The sequence below is a fragment of the Pseudotabrizicola algicola genome (genome assembly GCF_010915705.1).
Classification (GTDB): Bacteria; Pseudomonadota; Alphaproteobacteria; order Rhodobacterales; family Rhodobacteraceae; genus Pseudotabrizicola; species Pseudotabrizicola algicola.
Genome location: NZ_JAAIKE010000002.1, coordinates 611,253 through 625,688 on the forward strand (window position 1 = coordinate 611,253; position 14,436 = coordinate 625,688).

Annotated in this window: 13 protein-coding genes; 9 read left to right on the plus strand and 4 right to left on the minus strand. The window is 61.9% G+C overall.

The features are described 5' to 3' along the window. The first annotated feature begins 21 nt into the window (after positions 1–21). From G3572_RS09475 to G3572_RS09505, 7 genes are all read left to right on the plus strand, one after another. Positions 22–1,302, plus strand: coding sequence for an ABC transporter substrate-binding protein (locus tag G3572_RS09475; protein ID WP_164611105.1), 1,281 nt, complete (start codon positions 22–24; stop codon positions 1,300–1,302). A gap of 104 nt (positions 1,303–1,406) precedes the next feature. After that, the gene (locus G3572_RS09480) at positions 1,407–2,285 is read left to right on the plus strand and encodes a branched-chain amino acid ABC transporter permease (protein WP_164611332.1); all 879 of its coding nucleotides are present in this window, start codon (positions 1,407–1,409) and stop codon (positions 2,283–2,285) included. After that, a complete protein-coding gene (locus G3572_RS09485; protein ID WP_164611107.1) occupies positions 2,282–3,226 on the plus strand; it encodes a branched-chain amino acid ABC transporter permease in 945 nt (314 codons plus the stop codon). The genes G3572_RS09480 and G3572_RS09485 overlap by 4 nt, the downstream gene beginning before the upstream one ends. Continuing rightward, a complete protein-coding gene (locus G3572_RS09490) occupies positions 3,214–3,933 on the plus strand; it encodes an ABC transporter ATP-binding protein (RefSeq protein ID WP_164611109.1) in 720 nt (239 codons plus the stop codon). Before G3572_RS09485 ends, G3572_RS09490 begins: the two co-directional genes overlap by 13 nt. Next, a complete protein-coding gene (locus G3572_RS09495; protein ID WP_164611111.1) occupies positions 3,920–4,615 on the plus strand; it encodes an ABC transporter ATP-binding protein in 696 nt (231 codons plus the stop codon). Before G3572_RS09490 ends, G3572_RS09495 begins: the two co-directional genes overlap by 14 nt. Next, positions 4,615–6,639 (plus strand): hydantoinase/oxoprolinase family protein, encoded by a 2,025-nt coding sequence (locus tag G3572_RS09500; RefSeq protein WP_164611113.1) that lies wholly within the window; start codon positions 4,615–4,617, stop codon positions 6,637–6,639. The genes G3572_RS09495 and G3572_RS09500 overlap by 1 nt, the downstream gene beginning before the upstream one ends. Next, positions 6,632–8,314 (plus strand): hydantoinase B/oxoprolinase family protein, encoded by a 1,683-nt coding sequence (locus G3572_RS09505; RefSeq protein ID WP_164611115.1) that lies wholly within the window; start codon positions 6,632–6,634, stop codon positions 8,312–8,314. Before G3572_RS09500 ends, G3572_RS09505 begins: the two co-directional genes overlap by 8 nt. Here G3572_RS09505 and nagA read toward each other — a convergent pair. From nagA to G3572_RS09525, 4 genes are read right to left on the minus strand one after another with little or no spacing between them, the layout of a single operon-like run. Further along, positions 8,311–9,435 (minus strand): N-acetylglucosamine-6-phosphate deacetylase, encoded by a 1,125-nt coding sequence (gene nagA / locus G3572_RS09510; protein WP_164611117.1) that lies wholly within the window; start codon positions 9,433–9,435, stop codon positions 8,311–8,313. The genes G3572_RS09505 and nagA overlap by 4 nt on opposite strands. Then, the gene (locus tag G3572_RS09515; protein WP_164611119.1) at positions 9,435–10,460 is read right to left on the minus strand and encodes an SIS domain-containing protein; all 1,026 of its coding nucleotides are present in this window, start codon (positions 10,458–10,460) and stop codon (positions 9,435–9,437) included. Before G3572_RS09515 ends, nagA begins: the two co-directional genes overlap by 1 nt. Continuing rightward, positions 10,457–11,236: a GntR family transcriptional regulator gene (locus tag G3572_RS09520; RefSeq protein WP_164611334.1), complete on the minus strand. Its 780-nt coding sequence runs from the start codon at positions 11,234–11,236 to the stop codon at positions 10,457–10,459. Before G3572_RS09520 ends, G3572_RS09515 begins: the two co-directional genes overlap by 4 nt. Beyond that, positions 11,236–12,081 (minus strand): glucosamine kinase nucleotide-binding domain-containing protein, encoded by an 846-nt coding sequence (locus G3572_RS09525; protein WP_164611121.1) that lies wholly within the window; start codon positions 12,079–12,081, stop codon positions 11,236–11,238. The genes G3572_RS09520 and G3572_RS09525 overlap by 1 nt, the downstream gene beginning before the upstream one ends. A gap of 165 nt (positions 12,082–12,246) precedes the next feature. Here G3572_RS09525 and G3572_RS09530 point away from each other — a divergent pair, with 165 nt between their 5' ends. Next, a complete protein-coding gene (locus G3572_RS09530) occupies positions 12,247–13,137 on the plus strand; it encodes an N-acetylmuramic acid 6-phosphate etherase (protein ID WP_164611123.1) in 891 nt (296 codons plus the stop codon). A gap of 40 nt (positions 13,138–13,177) precedes the next feature. Next, on the plus strand, positions 13,178–14,425 hold the full coding sequence (locus G3572_RS09535; RefSeq protein ID WP_164611125.1) for an ABC transporter substrate-binding protein: 1,248 nt from the start codon (positions 13,178–13,180) through the stop codon (positions 14,423–14,425). The last annotated feature ends 11 nt before the right edge of the window (positions 14,426–14,436 follow it).

The following is a 14,436-nucleotide window of genomic DNA, read 5'->3' on the forward strand; positions in this document are numbered from 1 at the left end:
GCAACAGTGGAGATGTTGGACATGACTCAAAAACTCATCGGGATGGCCCCCTCGCGGCGCGCGGTGTTGAAGGGCGCGGGTGCCGGATTGCTGACGGCTGGCTTTGCAGCCCCTGTCTGGTCGCAGGCCGCCCCTATCAAGCTCGGATTTCAGTTGCATCGCACCGGCATCGGGGCCGCTTACGGGCGCTGGTATGAACGCACTGCACAGGCCGCACTGAAGGTTGTGAACGATGCCGGCGGCATCAACGGGCGGCCCGTCGAAATTGTGTTCGAAGATGATGGGACAGACCCCAAGCGCGGTGCGGAGGTTGTGGAAAAGCTCACCAGCCAACACAATTGCGACCTGATCTTCGGGCCCTTGTTCAGCCATGTCGTCATCGGCTCTGCCCCGCGCGCGGGTGAACTGAAGGTGCCCTATCTGGTCTGTTCGGAAGGCTTTCACGTTGCCAGCGGCATGCTGAACCGCTGGACGATGCAGCCCGGAATCACCGATGTGCGCGCGCAGGTCAGCTCGATGGCCCCTTGGGTTCTGGCCAACTTGGGCAAGAAGGTTACGATGGTGTATCCGGATTACGCCTTCGGCCATGACCACCGCGATTTTTTCTCTGCGGCGGTCGAAGCGGGCGGCGGAGAGGTGATTGCCAAGGTTGCGGTTCCGCCGACCGAGACAAGCTTTACCCGCTATCTCCCGCAGATCCCCAATGACACCGAAGTGCTGTATCACGTCATGGTCGGACCTGCGGTTCTGACCTTCGTGAAGGAACTGGGTGAGTTTTACGGCTTAGGTGCCAAGCCGCAGATCTTTGGCTTCATCGACTCGCTCGAGGCTGTGGATATCGCCTCGCCGGGTCTGGAATTTCTGGAGGGCACCCATTTCTGGGAAGGCCACTGCCGCAACCAGCAGGCCGATGCGTCCGAGCACGAGGTGGCCTATCGCGCCGCGGTCGGGGTGGATGCAAACGGGGCGTCGGTTTCGGACGCAAAAGACGTATCGACCTACGCGCATATGTTCAGCGTGTGGGAAACCTTGCATGTCATCAAGGCAGGGATGGAAGCCGCAGGCTATCAGGGGCCGGCAGATCGGCAAAAGTTTGTCGAAGCTGTAGAAGCGATGACAGAGATGCCTGAAAGCCTTGCCCACGTGCAGGGTGACAAGGTGTTCAACGGCAAGACCCATCAGGTCTTTGGTCACCAGTTCATCAGCAAGGTTGAAGGCGGCAAGCTGGTAAAGGTGCATACAACCAGCATCGAGGACAGCATCTACCCCGACGCCGTAGACTATATGACACAGAGCTTCTGAGTGTGGTCATCGCCTGATAGGGCAGGTCTTGCCATGCCATGCCACATTCCCCCCTCGCAGAGGCGCTGCGAGGGGGTGGATGGCTGGGGGACACGCGTGCGCAGATGAGTTTTGGCCCGTTTCTTTTGCTCGCCGTGCTGGAAGGCACCGTCATGGCGGCTGTGCTCGCGCTGACTGCGGTGGGGCTTTCGCTGGTCTTCGGAGTCATGCGGGTGGTCAATGTCGCGCATGGCGAGCTTTACATGCTGGGCGCGGTCATTGCTTGGTTCGTCACCTTTTACCTTCCCTTGCCCCCCGCGATGGGATGGTTGGCCGCCCTGATCATCGCTCCGCTTTTGGTGGCGGCGATTGCCGCGCTGATGGATACGCTCATCCTGAAACGCCTGAACTACGACCCCGAAGCGACAATCGTGGCGACCATCGGGCTGCTTTACATGTTGCAGCAGGCCGCCCTTACCTTTTACGGCCCCGACGCGCGTCCGGTGGTGGCTCCCTTCCAGTGGCGTATCCAACTGCCGTGGTTCGGCTATTCCGGCTACAAACTCTTTGTGGTGGCGGCGGCCTTGGCAATCCTTCTGGCGGTCTGGCTTTTCATGACGCGCACCAAGGCCGGCCTGGTCATGCGCGCCACACAGGTGGACCGCGAGACGGCTCAGGCCTTTGGCATCAATGTCGACAGGGTCTATGCTGGCACTTTTGCCTTGGGCGGGGCCCTTGCGGCGGCGGCGGCGGTGTTGATCGTTCCGATCCAGCAGGCGCATTACCTTATGGGGCATGACCCACTGCTGCTGTCCTTCATCGTGGTGATCATTGGCGGCCTCGGCTCTATCCGCGGCACTTTGGTGGCGGCGCTCGTCATCGGGCTGTCGGACGGAATCATCAGCATGTTCTTTTCCCCGACTCTGGCCAAGATCATCGCCACGCTGCTTGTGGCGCTGGTGCTTGTGTTCCGGCCGCAGGGCTTGTTCGGAGCGCGGGCATGAGTGCGGGAACAAAGGCTTGGGGCCTTCACCTCCTTGTTCTTGCTTTGGTGTTTCTGGCGCAATTCGTGCTGCCGTCCTATCACGCCACCAATCTGGCGCGGATTATGGTGCTTGCCGTCTTTGCGATGGGCTACAACCTTGCCTTTGGCTACACCGGCTTGTTGTCGCTGGGCCACGCGCTGTTTTTTGCAGCCGGTCTATATGGAATGGGCCTGCCGATCTGGCATCTGGAGGTGGCCGCCTTTCCCGCCCTTATCCTCGGGCTGTTGGCGGGCGGAGTGATGGCGGGGCTGGTCGGGATCTTGGCCCTCCGCACGGCAGGGGTCAGCTTCATGATCGTGACCCTGATGTTCGCACAGGCCGGATATCTGACGCTGCTTTACCTGAACAGTTGGACAGGTGGCGACGAAGGCTTTGTCGTTGCACGCAGCGCAAGGGTGCTGTTCGGCTTTGATCTTGCATCTGACACGCCCCGTTTCATCGCCGCCTTCGTGCTGTTTGCCGCGGGCCTGCTGCTGTGTTTATGGCTGGTGCGATCGCCTTTTGGCCGCGTGATGGTTGCCATGCGCGAGAATGAAGAGCGCAGCCGCATGCTTGGCTATGACCCCTTCCGCGTCAAACTGATCACACTGATCCTGTCCGGGGTTTATGCCGGCGGGGCGGGTGCGGCTTACGGGCTGCTCTTTGGCTATGTGGGTGGCAGCTTTGCCACGATCCAATACTCCATTCTGCCCATGCTTTATGTGCTGCTCGGCGGCGCCGGCACGGTGCTTGGCCCGTTTCTCGGGGCGCTTTTGATGTTCTATCTGATCGATATCACAAGCGGTTATACCGATGCCTATTTCTTTGTCGTCGGGGCGGCCTTGGTTGCCTTGGTGCTGTTCGCGCCCAAGGGCATCCTTGGCAGCTTGCGCGAAAGGGTGCTGCAATGGCTGCCATGATCGAGGCCAAAGGCCTGACACGGTGTTTTGGCGGGTTGCGCGCGGTGGATGGCGTAGACTTCACGCTGGAAAGCGGTGAAATCCACGGTCTGATTGGACCCAATGGCGCCGGAAAAACAACCTTTGTCAGCCTGCTTTCCGGCCGGGTTCCGGTGCAGTCGGGCACCATCCGGCTGCAAGGAGAAGACATCACGCAATTGCCCGCGCATCAGCGCGTGCGCAAGGGCGTGGCCTATACCTTCCAGATCACCTCGGTCTATCCTCGTTTGTCCGTGTTCGACAACGTGGCACTGGCATCGCAAAGCCATAGCGCTGGCAACGTGGCCGAGGGCGTGGCCGAAGCCTTGGCGAAGGTGGGACTGACAGGGCTGGAGCAGGCAATTGCAGGCACATTGTCTTACGGCCACCAGCGCCTGCTGGAGGTGGCTATGGGCCTCGCGCTGAAACCCCTTGTGCTGATACTGGACGAGCCGACGCAGGGCCTTGCCTCGGGCGAGATCGACGGGTTCAAGACCCTGATCCGGTCTTTGGTGCCGAACACCACGATCTTGCTGATAGAACACAACATGGATGTGGTGATGGATCTGGCCCATCGCATTACGGTGCTGAACTTCGGTCAGGTCTTGGCCATCGGGACACCGACACAAATCCGCCAGAACAGAGCCGTTCAGGAAGCCTATCTGGGGGGCGACGATGCTGCGGGTTGAAGGCATCACGGCAGGCTACGGCCCTGTCACAGTCTTGCGGGATCTGTCGTTTCAGGCGCAGCCCGGACAGGTTACCTGCATCATGGGGCGGAATGGTGCGGGCAAGTCGACGCTGATGCGCGCGATCATGGGCCTTGTTCCGGTGCAGTCTGGCCAGATCCTGCTGGGCGATGCAGCGCTCCACACACTGCCGGCCCATAAGGTCCCCTTGCACGGCGTCGCCTATGTGCCGCAGGGGCGGCGCCTTTTTGGGCCGCTGACAGTGGCGGAGAACATCGATGTGGGTCTATTGACGCGCAAAAAGGGTCTGCACAGGCGGGAATTCGTATTGGACCTCTTCCCGCGGCTGCGCGAGCGGCTCGATCAGGTGGCCAGCACCCTCTCGGGCGGCGAGCAGCAGATGCTGGCCATCGCGCGCGCCCTGTGTCTGGAGCCGCAGGTTCTCTTGCTGGATGAACCAAGCGAGGGGCTACAGCCTTCGATGATTTCTCTCATCCGAGAGACGGTGCTGCGCCTGCGGGAAACCGGCCTTGCGACGCTGCTTGTCGAACAACGGGTCGATACCGTTCTTCGCATCGCTGATAAAGTCGCCTTCATGGCACATGGCCGCGTGGAACATGTCGCAGAGCGGGCAGATTTGACAGCGGATTCGACCCTGTTTCAGCAGTTTGTGGGGGTGTGATGCCGGGGCTAGTGGCAGGTATCGATGTGGGCGGCACCTTTACCGATCTGGTTATCGTCGATCCGGCGACAGGCTCGGTGCGCCTGGCAAAAGTGCCCACGACCTTGCCCAACCAGGCCCCCGGCGTTTTGAACGCTTTGGACGAGGCCGGGGCTGCGCTGGAAGAGATTGATCTGATCGTGCATGGCACGACCACGACGACCAATGCCGTCTTGGAAAGGGCGCTGGCCAGAACCGGACTGATCACCACGTTCGGCTTTCGTGATGTTTTCGAGCTGGGCCGCCGCACCCGGCCAAAGGCCTACGGCATGACAGGACGCTTCGTTCCCATCATCCCGCGCGATTTGCGGCTTGAAGTGCCGGAACGTATGGACGCGCGCGGCACCGTTCTTACCGCACTGGACGAAACCGCAGTCAGATCGGCGGCACAGACCCTGATCGAGATGGGATGCGAGGCTGTGGTGATCCACTTTCTGCATGCCTATGCCAACCCCAGCCATGAACTGCGCGCGGCCCAGATCGTCGCCGAAGTCTGGCCGAACGCGTATATCACGACCGGACATTCACTGCTGTCGGAAAGCCGCGAATACGAGCGGGGGGTGACGGCGGCTGTCAATGCAAGCGTCCAGCCGCTGCTGGAACGCTATGTCACCCGTCTTGCCGACAAACTGGCCGACCGCGGGTATCGGCGTGACCTTTTGGTGATGAATGGCAACGGCGGTATGGTTTCGGCCAGAACCGTCTCGAAAGAAGCGGTGAAAACCGTCATGTCGGGGCCCGCCTCAGGGGTGATGGCTGCCATCGCGACCGGACGGCGTGCGGGCCGGATGAATCTTCTTACCTATGACATGGGCGGCACATCGACCGATGTCGCGATGATCCGCAACGGGCGGGCGCCCGTGTCGAACGAGATCGAGGTTGAATATGCCATGCCGATCCACGTGCCGATGGTGGATGTGCGCACAGTCGGGGCGGGCGGCGGGTCTATTGCGCGGATTGATGCAGGGGGCATGCTGCGGGTGGGGCCGGAAAGCGCAGGGTCCAGCCCCGGCCCGATCTGTTACGGGCGCGGCGGCACCAAAGTGACGATTTCCGATGCCAATCTGCTGTTGGGCCGCCTGCCCGCTGGCCGGTTCGGGCAAGCGGCGCTGGCGGCGCGGGAGGCGATGGCCGAACAGATCGCCGCGCCCCTCGGGCTGAGCGTGGAACAGGCAGCCGAAGCTGTGGTGCGTATAGCCAATACCCATATGGCCGGTGCCATTCGAATGGTCTCGCTTTCTGTGGGGGCCGATCCGAGGGATTTCGCGCTTTTTGCTTTTGGCGGTGCCGGCCCGTTACATGCTGTGGCTCTGGCGCGTGAACTGGCGGTGCCAACCGTGCTTATTCCGGCACGACCGGGCATTACGAATGCGCTGGGCTGTGTGGTGGCGGACCTGCGCCAAGACTTTGTGCGCACGCTTAACCAGCCGGTTGATCGGGTGGATATAGACACTGTGCATGCCATTTTTGCCGAGCAGGAGGCAGAGGGGCGCAAGTTGATCGGGGCGGAAAACATCCGTCTGGTCAACGTTCGTGCCGAGTATTCCGCCGACATGCAGTTTGTGGGGCAGACGCATCTGATGCGGGTGGCGTTGCCACATGGCCAACCGTCAAGACAAGATCTGCAGCGCCTGTTCGAAGAGGCTTATCACCAGCGCTTTCGTGTCGACCTGCCCAGCATCAAGGCCAATCTGGTGAACCTGAACGTCTCTGTCATCGGGGAGAGGCCGGAGATGGACCTGTCGGCGCTGATAGACCGATCAGAGCGGCGGGCCGAAGCGGTGCCTTCGGAATGGCGGCAGGTGTGGTTTGACGGGAGCTGGGTTCACACGCCGGTTTATTGGCGGGATCATTTGCCGCTTTCCCTTTCGCTGAGTGGCCCCGCGATCATCGAGCAGATGGACACCACGGTGATGATCGAGCCGGACTGCCATGTCACCTCTGATCCCGATGGCAACTTGATTGTCGAGGTTCGGCATGATTGACCCCGTCACGCTCGCAGTGATTCAGGCCGGATTGCAGCAAGTCTGCGATGAAATGGACCTTAGTTTCAGCCGCGCTGCGTTTTCCCCTGTCATTGCAGAGGCGGACGACAGATCTGACGGCATCTATAGTGCCGAAGACGGCAGCCTGATCGCGCAAGGGTCCAAAGGACTTCCGGTTTTTGTGGGTGTCATGCAGTTTTCGACGCGGAGCATCTTGCAGCGCATCAAAAGCGGCGTGACGCCGGCCCCCGAACAGGGCGACATCTATATGGTGAATGATCCCTATCTCGGGGGCACTCATCTGATGGATGTGCGTTTTGCCATGCCGGTCTGGCGCGACGGGCGCATTTTCTGCTGGCTGTCGAATACCGGCCACTGGCCAGACACCGGGGGGATGGTGCCAGGCGGTTTCAGTGCCAGCGCCATCAGCGCCGAACAGGAAGGGCTGCGGATTCCTCCGGTAAAACTGTTCAAGAAGGGCGTGCTGGATACAGAAATCTGGCAGATCATCTGCTCTAACATCCGGGTCTCCGATCAGCGGATCGGTGACGTGCAGGCGCAGGCCAGTGCGCTTATGGTCGGGGCTGATCGGCTGGCGGTTCTGCTCGACCGCTATGGCGATGCCACGGTTTCAGCCGCAATTGAGGAAATGCGCACCCGCGCCGCGCAGCAGATGCGGGCGATGATAGACCTGATCCCGGACGGAGATTACAGCGCAACGGCCATTGTCGACTCAGATGGCGTTGTCGATGCGCCGCTGAACATCACCGTCACCGTGTCCAAATCCGGTCAGGGTCTGCTGTTCGATTTCTCCAAAAGCTCCCCCCCCTGCATGGGGCCGATGAATTCGGTTCGGGCGACCACGCTTTCGTCAGTGTATCTGGCGATGCGTCATATCTTCCCCGATGTTCCTATCAGCGCAGGTGCGTTCGAGCCGCTTCAGGTCGTCGGACTGGAAGGCACGTTTCTGGATGCCCAATACCCGCGGCCCGTCTCTGGCTGCGCGGCGGAAGTCAGCCAGCGCATCGCCGAAGCGGTTTTCGCCGCCTTGGTGCAAGCCATTCCTGATCGCGTGCCTGCCGCACCCGCAGGAACAAGCGGCAATTTCGGTCTGGGCGGGTTTGATCCAGCCTCTGGGCAAAGCTACGTCATGTATCAGATTTCCGGGGGCGGTTATGGTGGCAATGCCGACCATGACGGGCTGTCGAACGGCTGCTCGACCATCGGCATTTCGAAGGCGCCACCGGTTGAAATCATGGAGCAGAAGTTTCCTGTGCTCTATCGCCGTTACGCCCTGCACGAGGGCAGCGGCGGTGCCGGCCAGCAACGGGGCGGCTTCGGTCTGGACTACGAGATCGAACTGCTGCGGGGTGAAGCCCGCGCAAGCTTTGTTATGGATCACGGGCGCACGGGGCCTTTGGGCGCGCTTGGCGGTCAGGATGGGGCCGTGAACCGTGTCGAGGTGATGCAGCGGGACACTGTTTTTGTGCCACCGCATCTTTCCAAGGCACAAGATATCTTGCTTCAACCGGGCGACAGGGTGCGGGTGCGCACCCCCGGCGGGGGCGGTTTTGGCGATCCGGCATGGCGTGATCCGGCAAGGATCGCTGAGGACATCCGTTTGGGCTATTACACCGCAGAACAGGCGGGCGAGCGCTGGAAACGGCAGGATTAGACCCTGCGCTCTCCGCCCTGCCAAACCGCCAGCACATCGAACGCCGGGCTCAGATGCACCAGATCGGCCCGCGCACCTGCCGTTAGCTGCCCCAGATCTTCACGCCCGATCACCTGTGCAGGCGCGCGTGTCGCCATCGCCAAAGCCTTTTCCGGCGAAAGGCCGATCTTGTGAACCATAGTCGAGACTGCCTGCGGGAGGCTGAGATCAGCCCCCGCAAGGGTGCCGTCCTGCAACGTCAGTCTGCCGCCTTGGCGCAAAATCTTGCGCCCTCCAAGCGTAAACTCTGTCTGGTCCGTTCCGGCAGCGGCCATGCAATCCGATACCAGAAACAACCCGTCCGGACGTGATGACAGCGCAATCCGCAGTGTGGCAGGAGCAACGTGAATGGTATCTGCGATGATCCCTGCGGCAATGTCGTGGCTCAGCACTGCGCCGACCAGCCCCGGCTCCCGGTTGCCGAGCTGGCTCATCGCATTGAACAGATGCGTGGCACAGCGCGCACCCGCTGCGATGGCTGCTTCCGCTTCGGCATAGGTGCATTCCGAATGGCCAAGGCTGACAACCGCACCCGCAGCGGCCAAGGCCTCGATCTGTTCGGGGAGCACGGCGGATGGGGCCACAGTCACCATAAGCGCGGGCAGGCGCTGGGCGGCGCGGATCAGGAGCCGAAGATCGCGATCCTCCATCGGGCGGATCAATGCCGGATCATGGGCACCCTTGCGTCGCGGGTCCAGATGCGGGCCTTCCAGATGCAGGCCCAGAAAGCCCTGCACCCCGATTGCGGCAATACCGGCCTCTATCAGATGGGCGGTTGCATCGAAGGTGTCGGTGATGAGGGTCGGCAGAATGCCCGTCGTTCCCATACGGGCGTGTGTCTGGCAGATGGCGCACAAGGTCTGCACGCCTGCCCTTCCATCGACCATATACCCGCCACCGCCATTCACCTGCAGATCAAGCAGACCGGGCGAGAGGATGCCCCCGCCCAGATCCGTCACTTCGGCCCCCGCAGGCACCGAGGCGGCAAGCTCCACCACCTCGCCGTTCTCGATGACAAGAACCGCATCATCGTGCAGAAGGACGCCATCAAAAATCCGCGCGCCGATGAAAGCGGTGGTCATCAGACAGTCTCCGTCACCTTGCGCAGATGCGGCGGCGTGTCGGGGTCAAATCCGCGGCGACGGGCAAGGCCCTCGACAAAGCTGTAAAAGCCGGTGGCAAGCACTAGCGGGGCAACCAAAGGATGCAGGTCCGGCACCGAGGGAAGCTGTGTGACACCCTTGCCCGCTGCGCCCGTCAGGAACACATCTGCACCCTGCGCAGCCAGTCGCTCGGCCGTGGTGATCACATGCGGCAGGGCGGCATCCGCCACGCCCAAGGCCAGAACGGGAAACTGCGCCTGAACAATCGCGGCGGGGCCGTGGAGAACCTCGGCGGCGGAATAGGATTCAGCATGGAGACCGCAGGTTTCCTTGAACTTCAGCGCGCATTCGTTCGCGATGGCAAAGGCAGGACCGCGCCCCAGAACATAGGCCGAATTGGCGCGCGAAAGGCGTGCGGCCAAGGGCGACCAATCCAGATGCAGCGCCTTTTCCAGCGCATCGGGCAAGGCTGCGATGGCGCGGCGCAGGTCATTGTCCTGCTGCCATTCCGCCACGAGCGTCAGGCCAGCCAAGACCGAGACCACAAAGGTCTTGGTTGCCGCAACGCTCTGCTCCACCCCTGCCTGCAAGGGAAGGCAATGGTTCGAGGCCGCTCCCATAGGGCTGTCGGCAAAGTTTGTGATGGCAACGGACAGAGCCCCGCCACTGCGACCCGCGCGCATCATCTCGACAATGTCGGGGCTTTGGCCGGATTGGGAAATGCCAACGCAAACCGCCCCGTCCAGCCGGAGCGGGCGCCCATAGATCGACGCAACAGAAGGGCCGACCGAGGCGACAGGCACCCCCGCCATCAACTCGACAGCGTATTTGAGATAAGTCGCCGCATGATCCGAAGACCCGCGGGCCACGGTCACAATCAGCCTTGGGTCGAGGGCTTGCATGGCCTGTGCCGCGTCTTGCACCGCAGGGCCACTTTGCGCCAGAAATCGCGCGACGGCGGCCGGAATCTCTGCCACTTCGCGTGCCATATGCGTTTGGGTCATGTCGGTGTCCTTTCCGATGGGCCGCCTTGCGGCGACAGGGTCAGTTCCACGGCAAAGTCATAGGCATCACCGCGATAGAGTGAGCGGGTGAATTCAACCACCCGGCCCGATGGCAAATAGCCGATACGTTCAATTCGAAGCCCCGCCGCGCCGATTGGCACACCCAGCAACTCGGCATCTCTGCCGCCAAGATTGGCCGCCGAAATGCGCTGCACGGCCCGGACAGGCCGCAGGCCGCGCGATTCCAGAATGGCGTAGAGACTGGTCTCCACCATCCCGGGATCAGGCAAGGTCGCCGTTGACAGCGAGGCACGCTCGATGGCCAGTGGCACATCATCGGAACGGCGCACACGCTCCAGCCGCGCAACGCGGTCCCCGATGCCAAGACCAAGTGCCATCACCTCTTCGGGTGAGGGCGTCACGACCTGCCGTGACAGCCAGACGGATTCCACCGATTTCCCACGGCGCGCCATGTCTTCCGTGAACGAGGTCAGCAAAGACAATGCCTGTTCCAGCCGTTCCACCTTTGGAGCCACAAAAGTGCCCGATCCCCGCCGCTGCACAAGCTGGCCATTCGCCACAAGCGCTTGCACTGCCTTGCGAACCGTCACCCGCGACAGCCCTGTCATGCTGGCCATGTCACGTTCCGCAGGCAGGCTGTCCCCAGCCGCCAGCCGACCCGAAGTGATGGCATCCACGAGCCGCCTCTGGAGTTGAAGATAGAGCGGCCCAGAGCCGGACTCTTCGAAGCCTGCCGGAGAAAAGATCGTGTCCATCATCCCGCCTCTCTGGCTAAAAGCAGCGCTCCGTCAAGCGCCGAACCCTTTGGCGCAACCTGCGCAAACTGCGTCAGGGCAGCGGCATAGCTGGAACCGAGGCCGCCGATGAAGGTCACCGGCAAGGGTGCCAATGCCACCAGATGGGACAGAACGGTGGCGACGTCTGCCGTGGCCTGTGCCCAGATGGCCTGTGCGGCAGGGTCATCCGACTGCACGATCGACGGCGCAAGCGCTGCAAAATCGGTCGGGAGCGCGGATTGTGCAAAGCTGACAATGCCCGCCGCGCCGCCATGGTCCTGCAGAAGTTGCGCCAGAAACGGAGTCATGCCTTCTAAACCGTCGGTTGCGCGCAAGGCCCGTGACAGCGCCGCGCGCCCAAGCCATGCGCCGCTGCCCTCATCCCCCAGAACCAGACCCCAGCCGCCAAAACAGCGGATCTTATCCCCCTGCCGGACAGCAAAAACCGAGCCCGTGCCCATCGCCGCGACAATGCCGTCTGACCCGGCCAAGGCGCCAAGCGCGGCGGCCACGGCATCTGTTTCAATACGCGCCCGAGCAAACGGAAGCGCAAGCCTGAGTCGGCCCGCGGCACCGGCGGCGTTTGCCCCCGCCACACCCAGACCCGCGCGCAGGGACGACAAATCCTGCGCCGAAGGCTTAGCGCCCAGCGCAGCCGACATTGCCGCATGCGTTGCCGCCAAAATGCTGTCACGCGCCGCATCGGGAGCCGAGGCAATGTTTGCGGGGCCACCAAATCCACGCCCGAGGATGAACCCGTCCTGATCGGCGACCACAGCCCGACATCCGGTACCGCCGCCATCGATTCCCAGAAAAAGCTGCATCCGATTCCCCCTTTGCAGGCAAGATACCAAAACAATACCATTTTGAAAGTGGTATCTTTCTGTCGCCTCATTATGAGCCGAAATGGCGGGTTCACAACTTAATTCTTTACAATTGGTATTGTTTTGGCATTGTCTTAGGCAAGACGGGGGCAAGGAGAGAATCAGTTGGCAGAGCGCAGGACAGAAAGCCGCCACATCTTGTCGGCCAATCTTCACGCCGCGCAGGGGGCTGATGTTCTGTCACGGATCCTGGCAAGCCAGCACGGAGCGATTGCCGCGCTGACCCCGGCCTTTCCCCAGATCATAGCCGCCGCACAGGCAGGCGCGCAGGCGCTGCGGGCTGGCGGGAAAATGGGTTATGCCGGAGCAGGGTCGTCCGGCCTGATGGCGCTTGCCGATTGTCTCGAACTGCCCGGCACATTCGGTATCGCCCCTGACCGCGTTCCGATGCTGTTCGCAGGCGGGGTTGAGGCGCTTTTGCACATGCAGGGCGGGGTTGAGGATGATCCGAAGCTTGCGCTTGCCGACATCGCCCGCGCACAGATTGGTGCGGGCGATACCATCCTGTGCCTCGCGGCCTCGGGGCGGACACCGTATACGCTTGCAGTTGCAAAAGAGGCAAAGGCACGCGGAGCCGTCGTTGTCGGTTTGTCGAACACGGCGGAGGCCGATCTTTTGGCTCTGGCCGACATTCCCGTGGTGCTGGACACCGGCCCCGAAATCATCACCGGGTCTACCCGGATGGGGGCGGCATCGGCGCAGAAGATCGCACTGAACATGATCTCGGTGTTGGTCGGGCTGCATCTGGGCCATGTGTATGACGGGTTCATGGTCAACCTGACCGCAGACAATATCAAACTGCTGGACCGTGCCGCGCGCATCGTGGCCGCTGTTTCCGGCGCCGACATCGCAGCGGCACAGGCGGCACTCGATGAAACCGAGGGCGCCGTAAAACCGGCGATTCTGGTGGCCACGGGCATGACCCGCCCCGAGGCCGAGGCGGCGCTTGTCCGCACCGGCGGGCATCTGGCCCCTGCGCTCCTTGAAAACCAATAAAGACCAACCGGGCAAAAAGCCCACCAACCGGGAGACGACGATGAACAAGACCTATCTTACTGCCCTGTTGACCAGCACCCTGCTGGCCGGGCCGGCGCTTGCGCAGACCACGTTGACCATCGAAAGCTGGCGCAATGATGATCTGACGATCTGGCAAGACACGATCATTCCCGCGTTCAACGCGCAGCACCCTGAGATTTCGGTGGTTTTCGCGCCTTCTGCACCGGCCGAGTACAACGCCGCGCTGAACTCGAAACTGGCGGCGGGGAGCGCCGGTGATCTGATCACCTGCCGCCCCTTCGATGCTTCGCTGGAATTGTTCAACCAAGGCCATCTTGCCGATCTGACCGATCTTGCGGGCATGGCCAATTTCTCGGATGTGGCGAAATCGGCATGGCAGACCGATGATGGCGCGGCGACGTTCTGCGTGCCGATGGCGTCGGTCATCCACGGGTTCATCTACAACGCCGATGCCTTTGCCGAACTTGGCATCGAGGTTCCTGCCACCGAAGCCGAATTCTTTGCCGCGCTCGACAAGATCAAGGCGGATGGCACCTATATTCCGATGGCGATGGGCACCAACGACCAGTGGGAAGCCGCGACGATGGGATACAACAACATTGGCCCGAACTACTGGAAGGGTGAGGAGGGCCGCCGCGCCCTGATCGCAGGCGAGCAAAAGCTGACAGACCCGCAATGGGTGGCCCCGTTCGAGCAGTTGGCAAAGTGGAAGGATTATCTGGGCGACGGCTTTGAAGCGCAAACCTATCCGGACAGCCAGAACCTGTTCACCCTCGGCCGTGCCGCGATCTATCCCGCAGGGTCATGGGAAATTTCAGGCTTTAACGCGCAGGCTGATTTCAAGATGGGGGCCTTCCCGCCGCCAGTCGCCGCAGAGGGCGATACCTGCTATATCAGCGACCACACAGATATTGCGATCGGTCTGAATGCCAAGTCGCCGAATGCCGAGGCTGCGCGCGTGTTTCTGGATTGGGTGGCAAGCCCCGAATTTGCGACGCTTTATGCCAACGCCCTGCCCGGCTTTTTCAGCCTGAACTCCACTCCGGTAGAGATGCAAGACCCGCTGGCGCAGGAATTCGTCTCGTGGCGCGGCAAGTGCGAACCAACGATCCGGTCGACCTATCAGATCCTGTCGCGCGGAACGCCGAACTTGGAGAACGAGACCTGGAACGCGTCGGCCAACGTGATCCGCGGGTCGGAAACCCCAGCCGATGCCGCCAAGCGGCTGCAAGACGGGCTGGCAAGCTGGTACGAGCCCCAAAAGTAAGCGCAGGCTGA

Coding starts and splice junctions, on each gene's coding strand:
- G3572_RS09475 (WP_164611105.1), top strand. CDS start 22: ATGACTCAAAAACTCATCGGGATGGCCCCCTCGCGGCGCGCGGTGTTG.
- G3572_RS09480 (WP_164611332.1), top strand. CDS start 1,407: ATGAGTTTTGGCCCGTTTCTTTTGCTCGCCGTGCTGGAAGGCACCGTC.
- G3572_RS09485 (WP_164611107.1), top strand. CDS start 2,282: ATGAGTGCGGGAACAAAGGCTTGGGGCCTTCACCTCCTTGTTCTTGCT.
- G3572_RS09490 (WP_164611109.1), top strand. CDS start 3,214: ATGGCTGCCATGATCGAGGCCAAAGGCCTGACACGGTGTTTTGGCGGG.
- G3572_RS09495 (WP_164611111.1), top strand. CDS start 3,920: ATGCTGCGGGTTGAAGGCATCACGGCAGGCTACGGCCCTGTCACAGTC.
- G3572_RS09500 (WP_164611113.1), top strand. CDS start 4,615: ATGCCGGGGCTAGTGGCAGGTATCGATGTGGGCGGCACCTTTACCGAT.
- G3572_RS09505 (WP_164611115.1), top strand. CDS start 6,632: ATGATTGACCCCGTCACGCTCGCAGTGATTCAGGCCGGATTGCAGCAA.
- nagA (WP_164611117.1), bottom strand. CDS start 9,435: ATGACCACCGCTTTCATCGGCGCGCGGATTTTTGATGGCGTCCTTCTG.
- G3572_RS09515 (WP_164611119.1), bottom strand. CDS start 10,460: ATGACCCAAACGCATATGGCACGCGAAGTGGCAGAGATTCCGGCCGCC.
- G3572_RS09520 (WP_164611334.1), bottom strand. CDS start 11,236: ATGGACACGATCTTTTCTCCGGCAGGCTTCGAAGAGTCCGGCTCTGGG.
- G3572_RS09525 (WP_164611121.1), bottom strand. CDS start 12,081: ATGCAGCTTTTTCTGGGAATCGATGGCGGCGGTACCGGATGTCGGGCT.
- G3572_RS09535 (WP_164611125.1), top strand. CDS start 13,178: ATGAACAAGACCTATCTTACTGCCCTGTTGACCAGCACCCTGCTGGCC.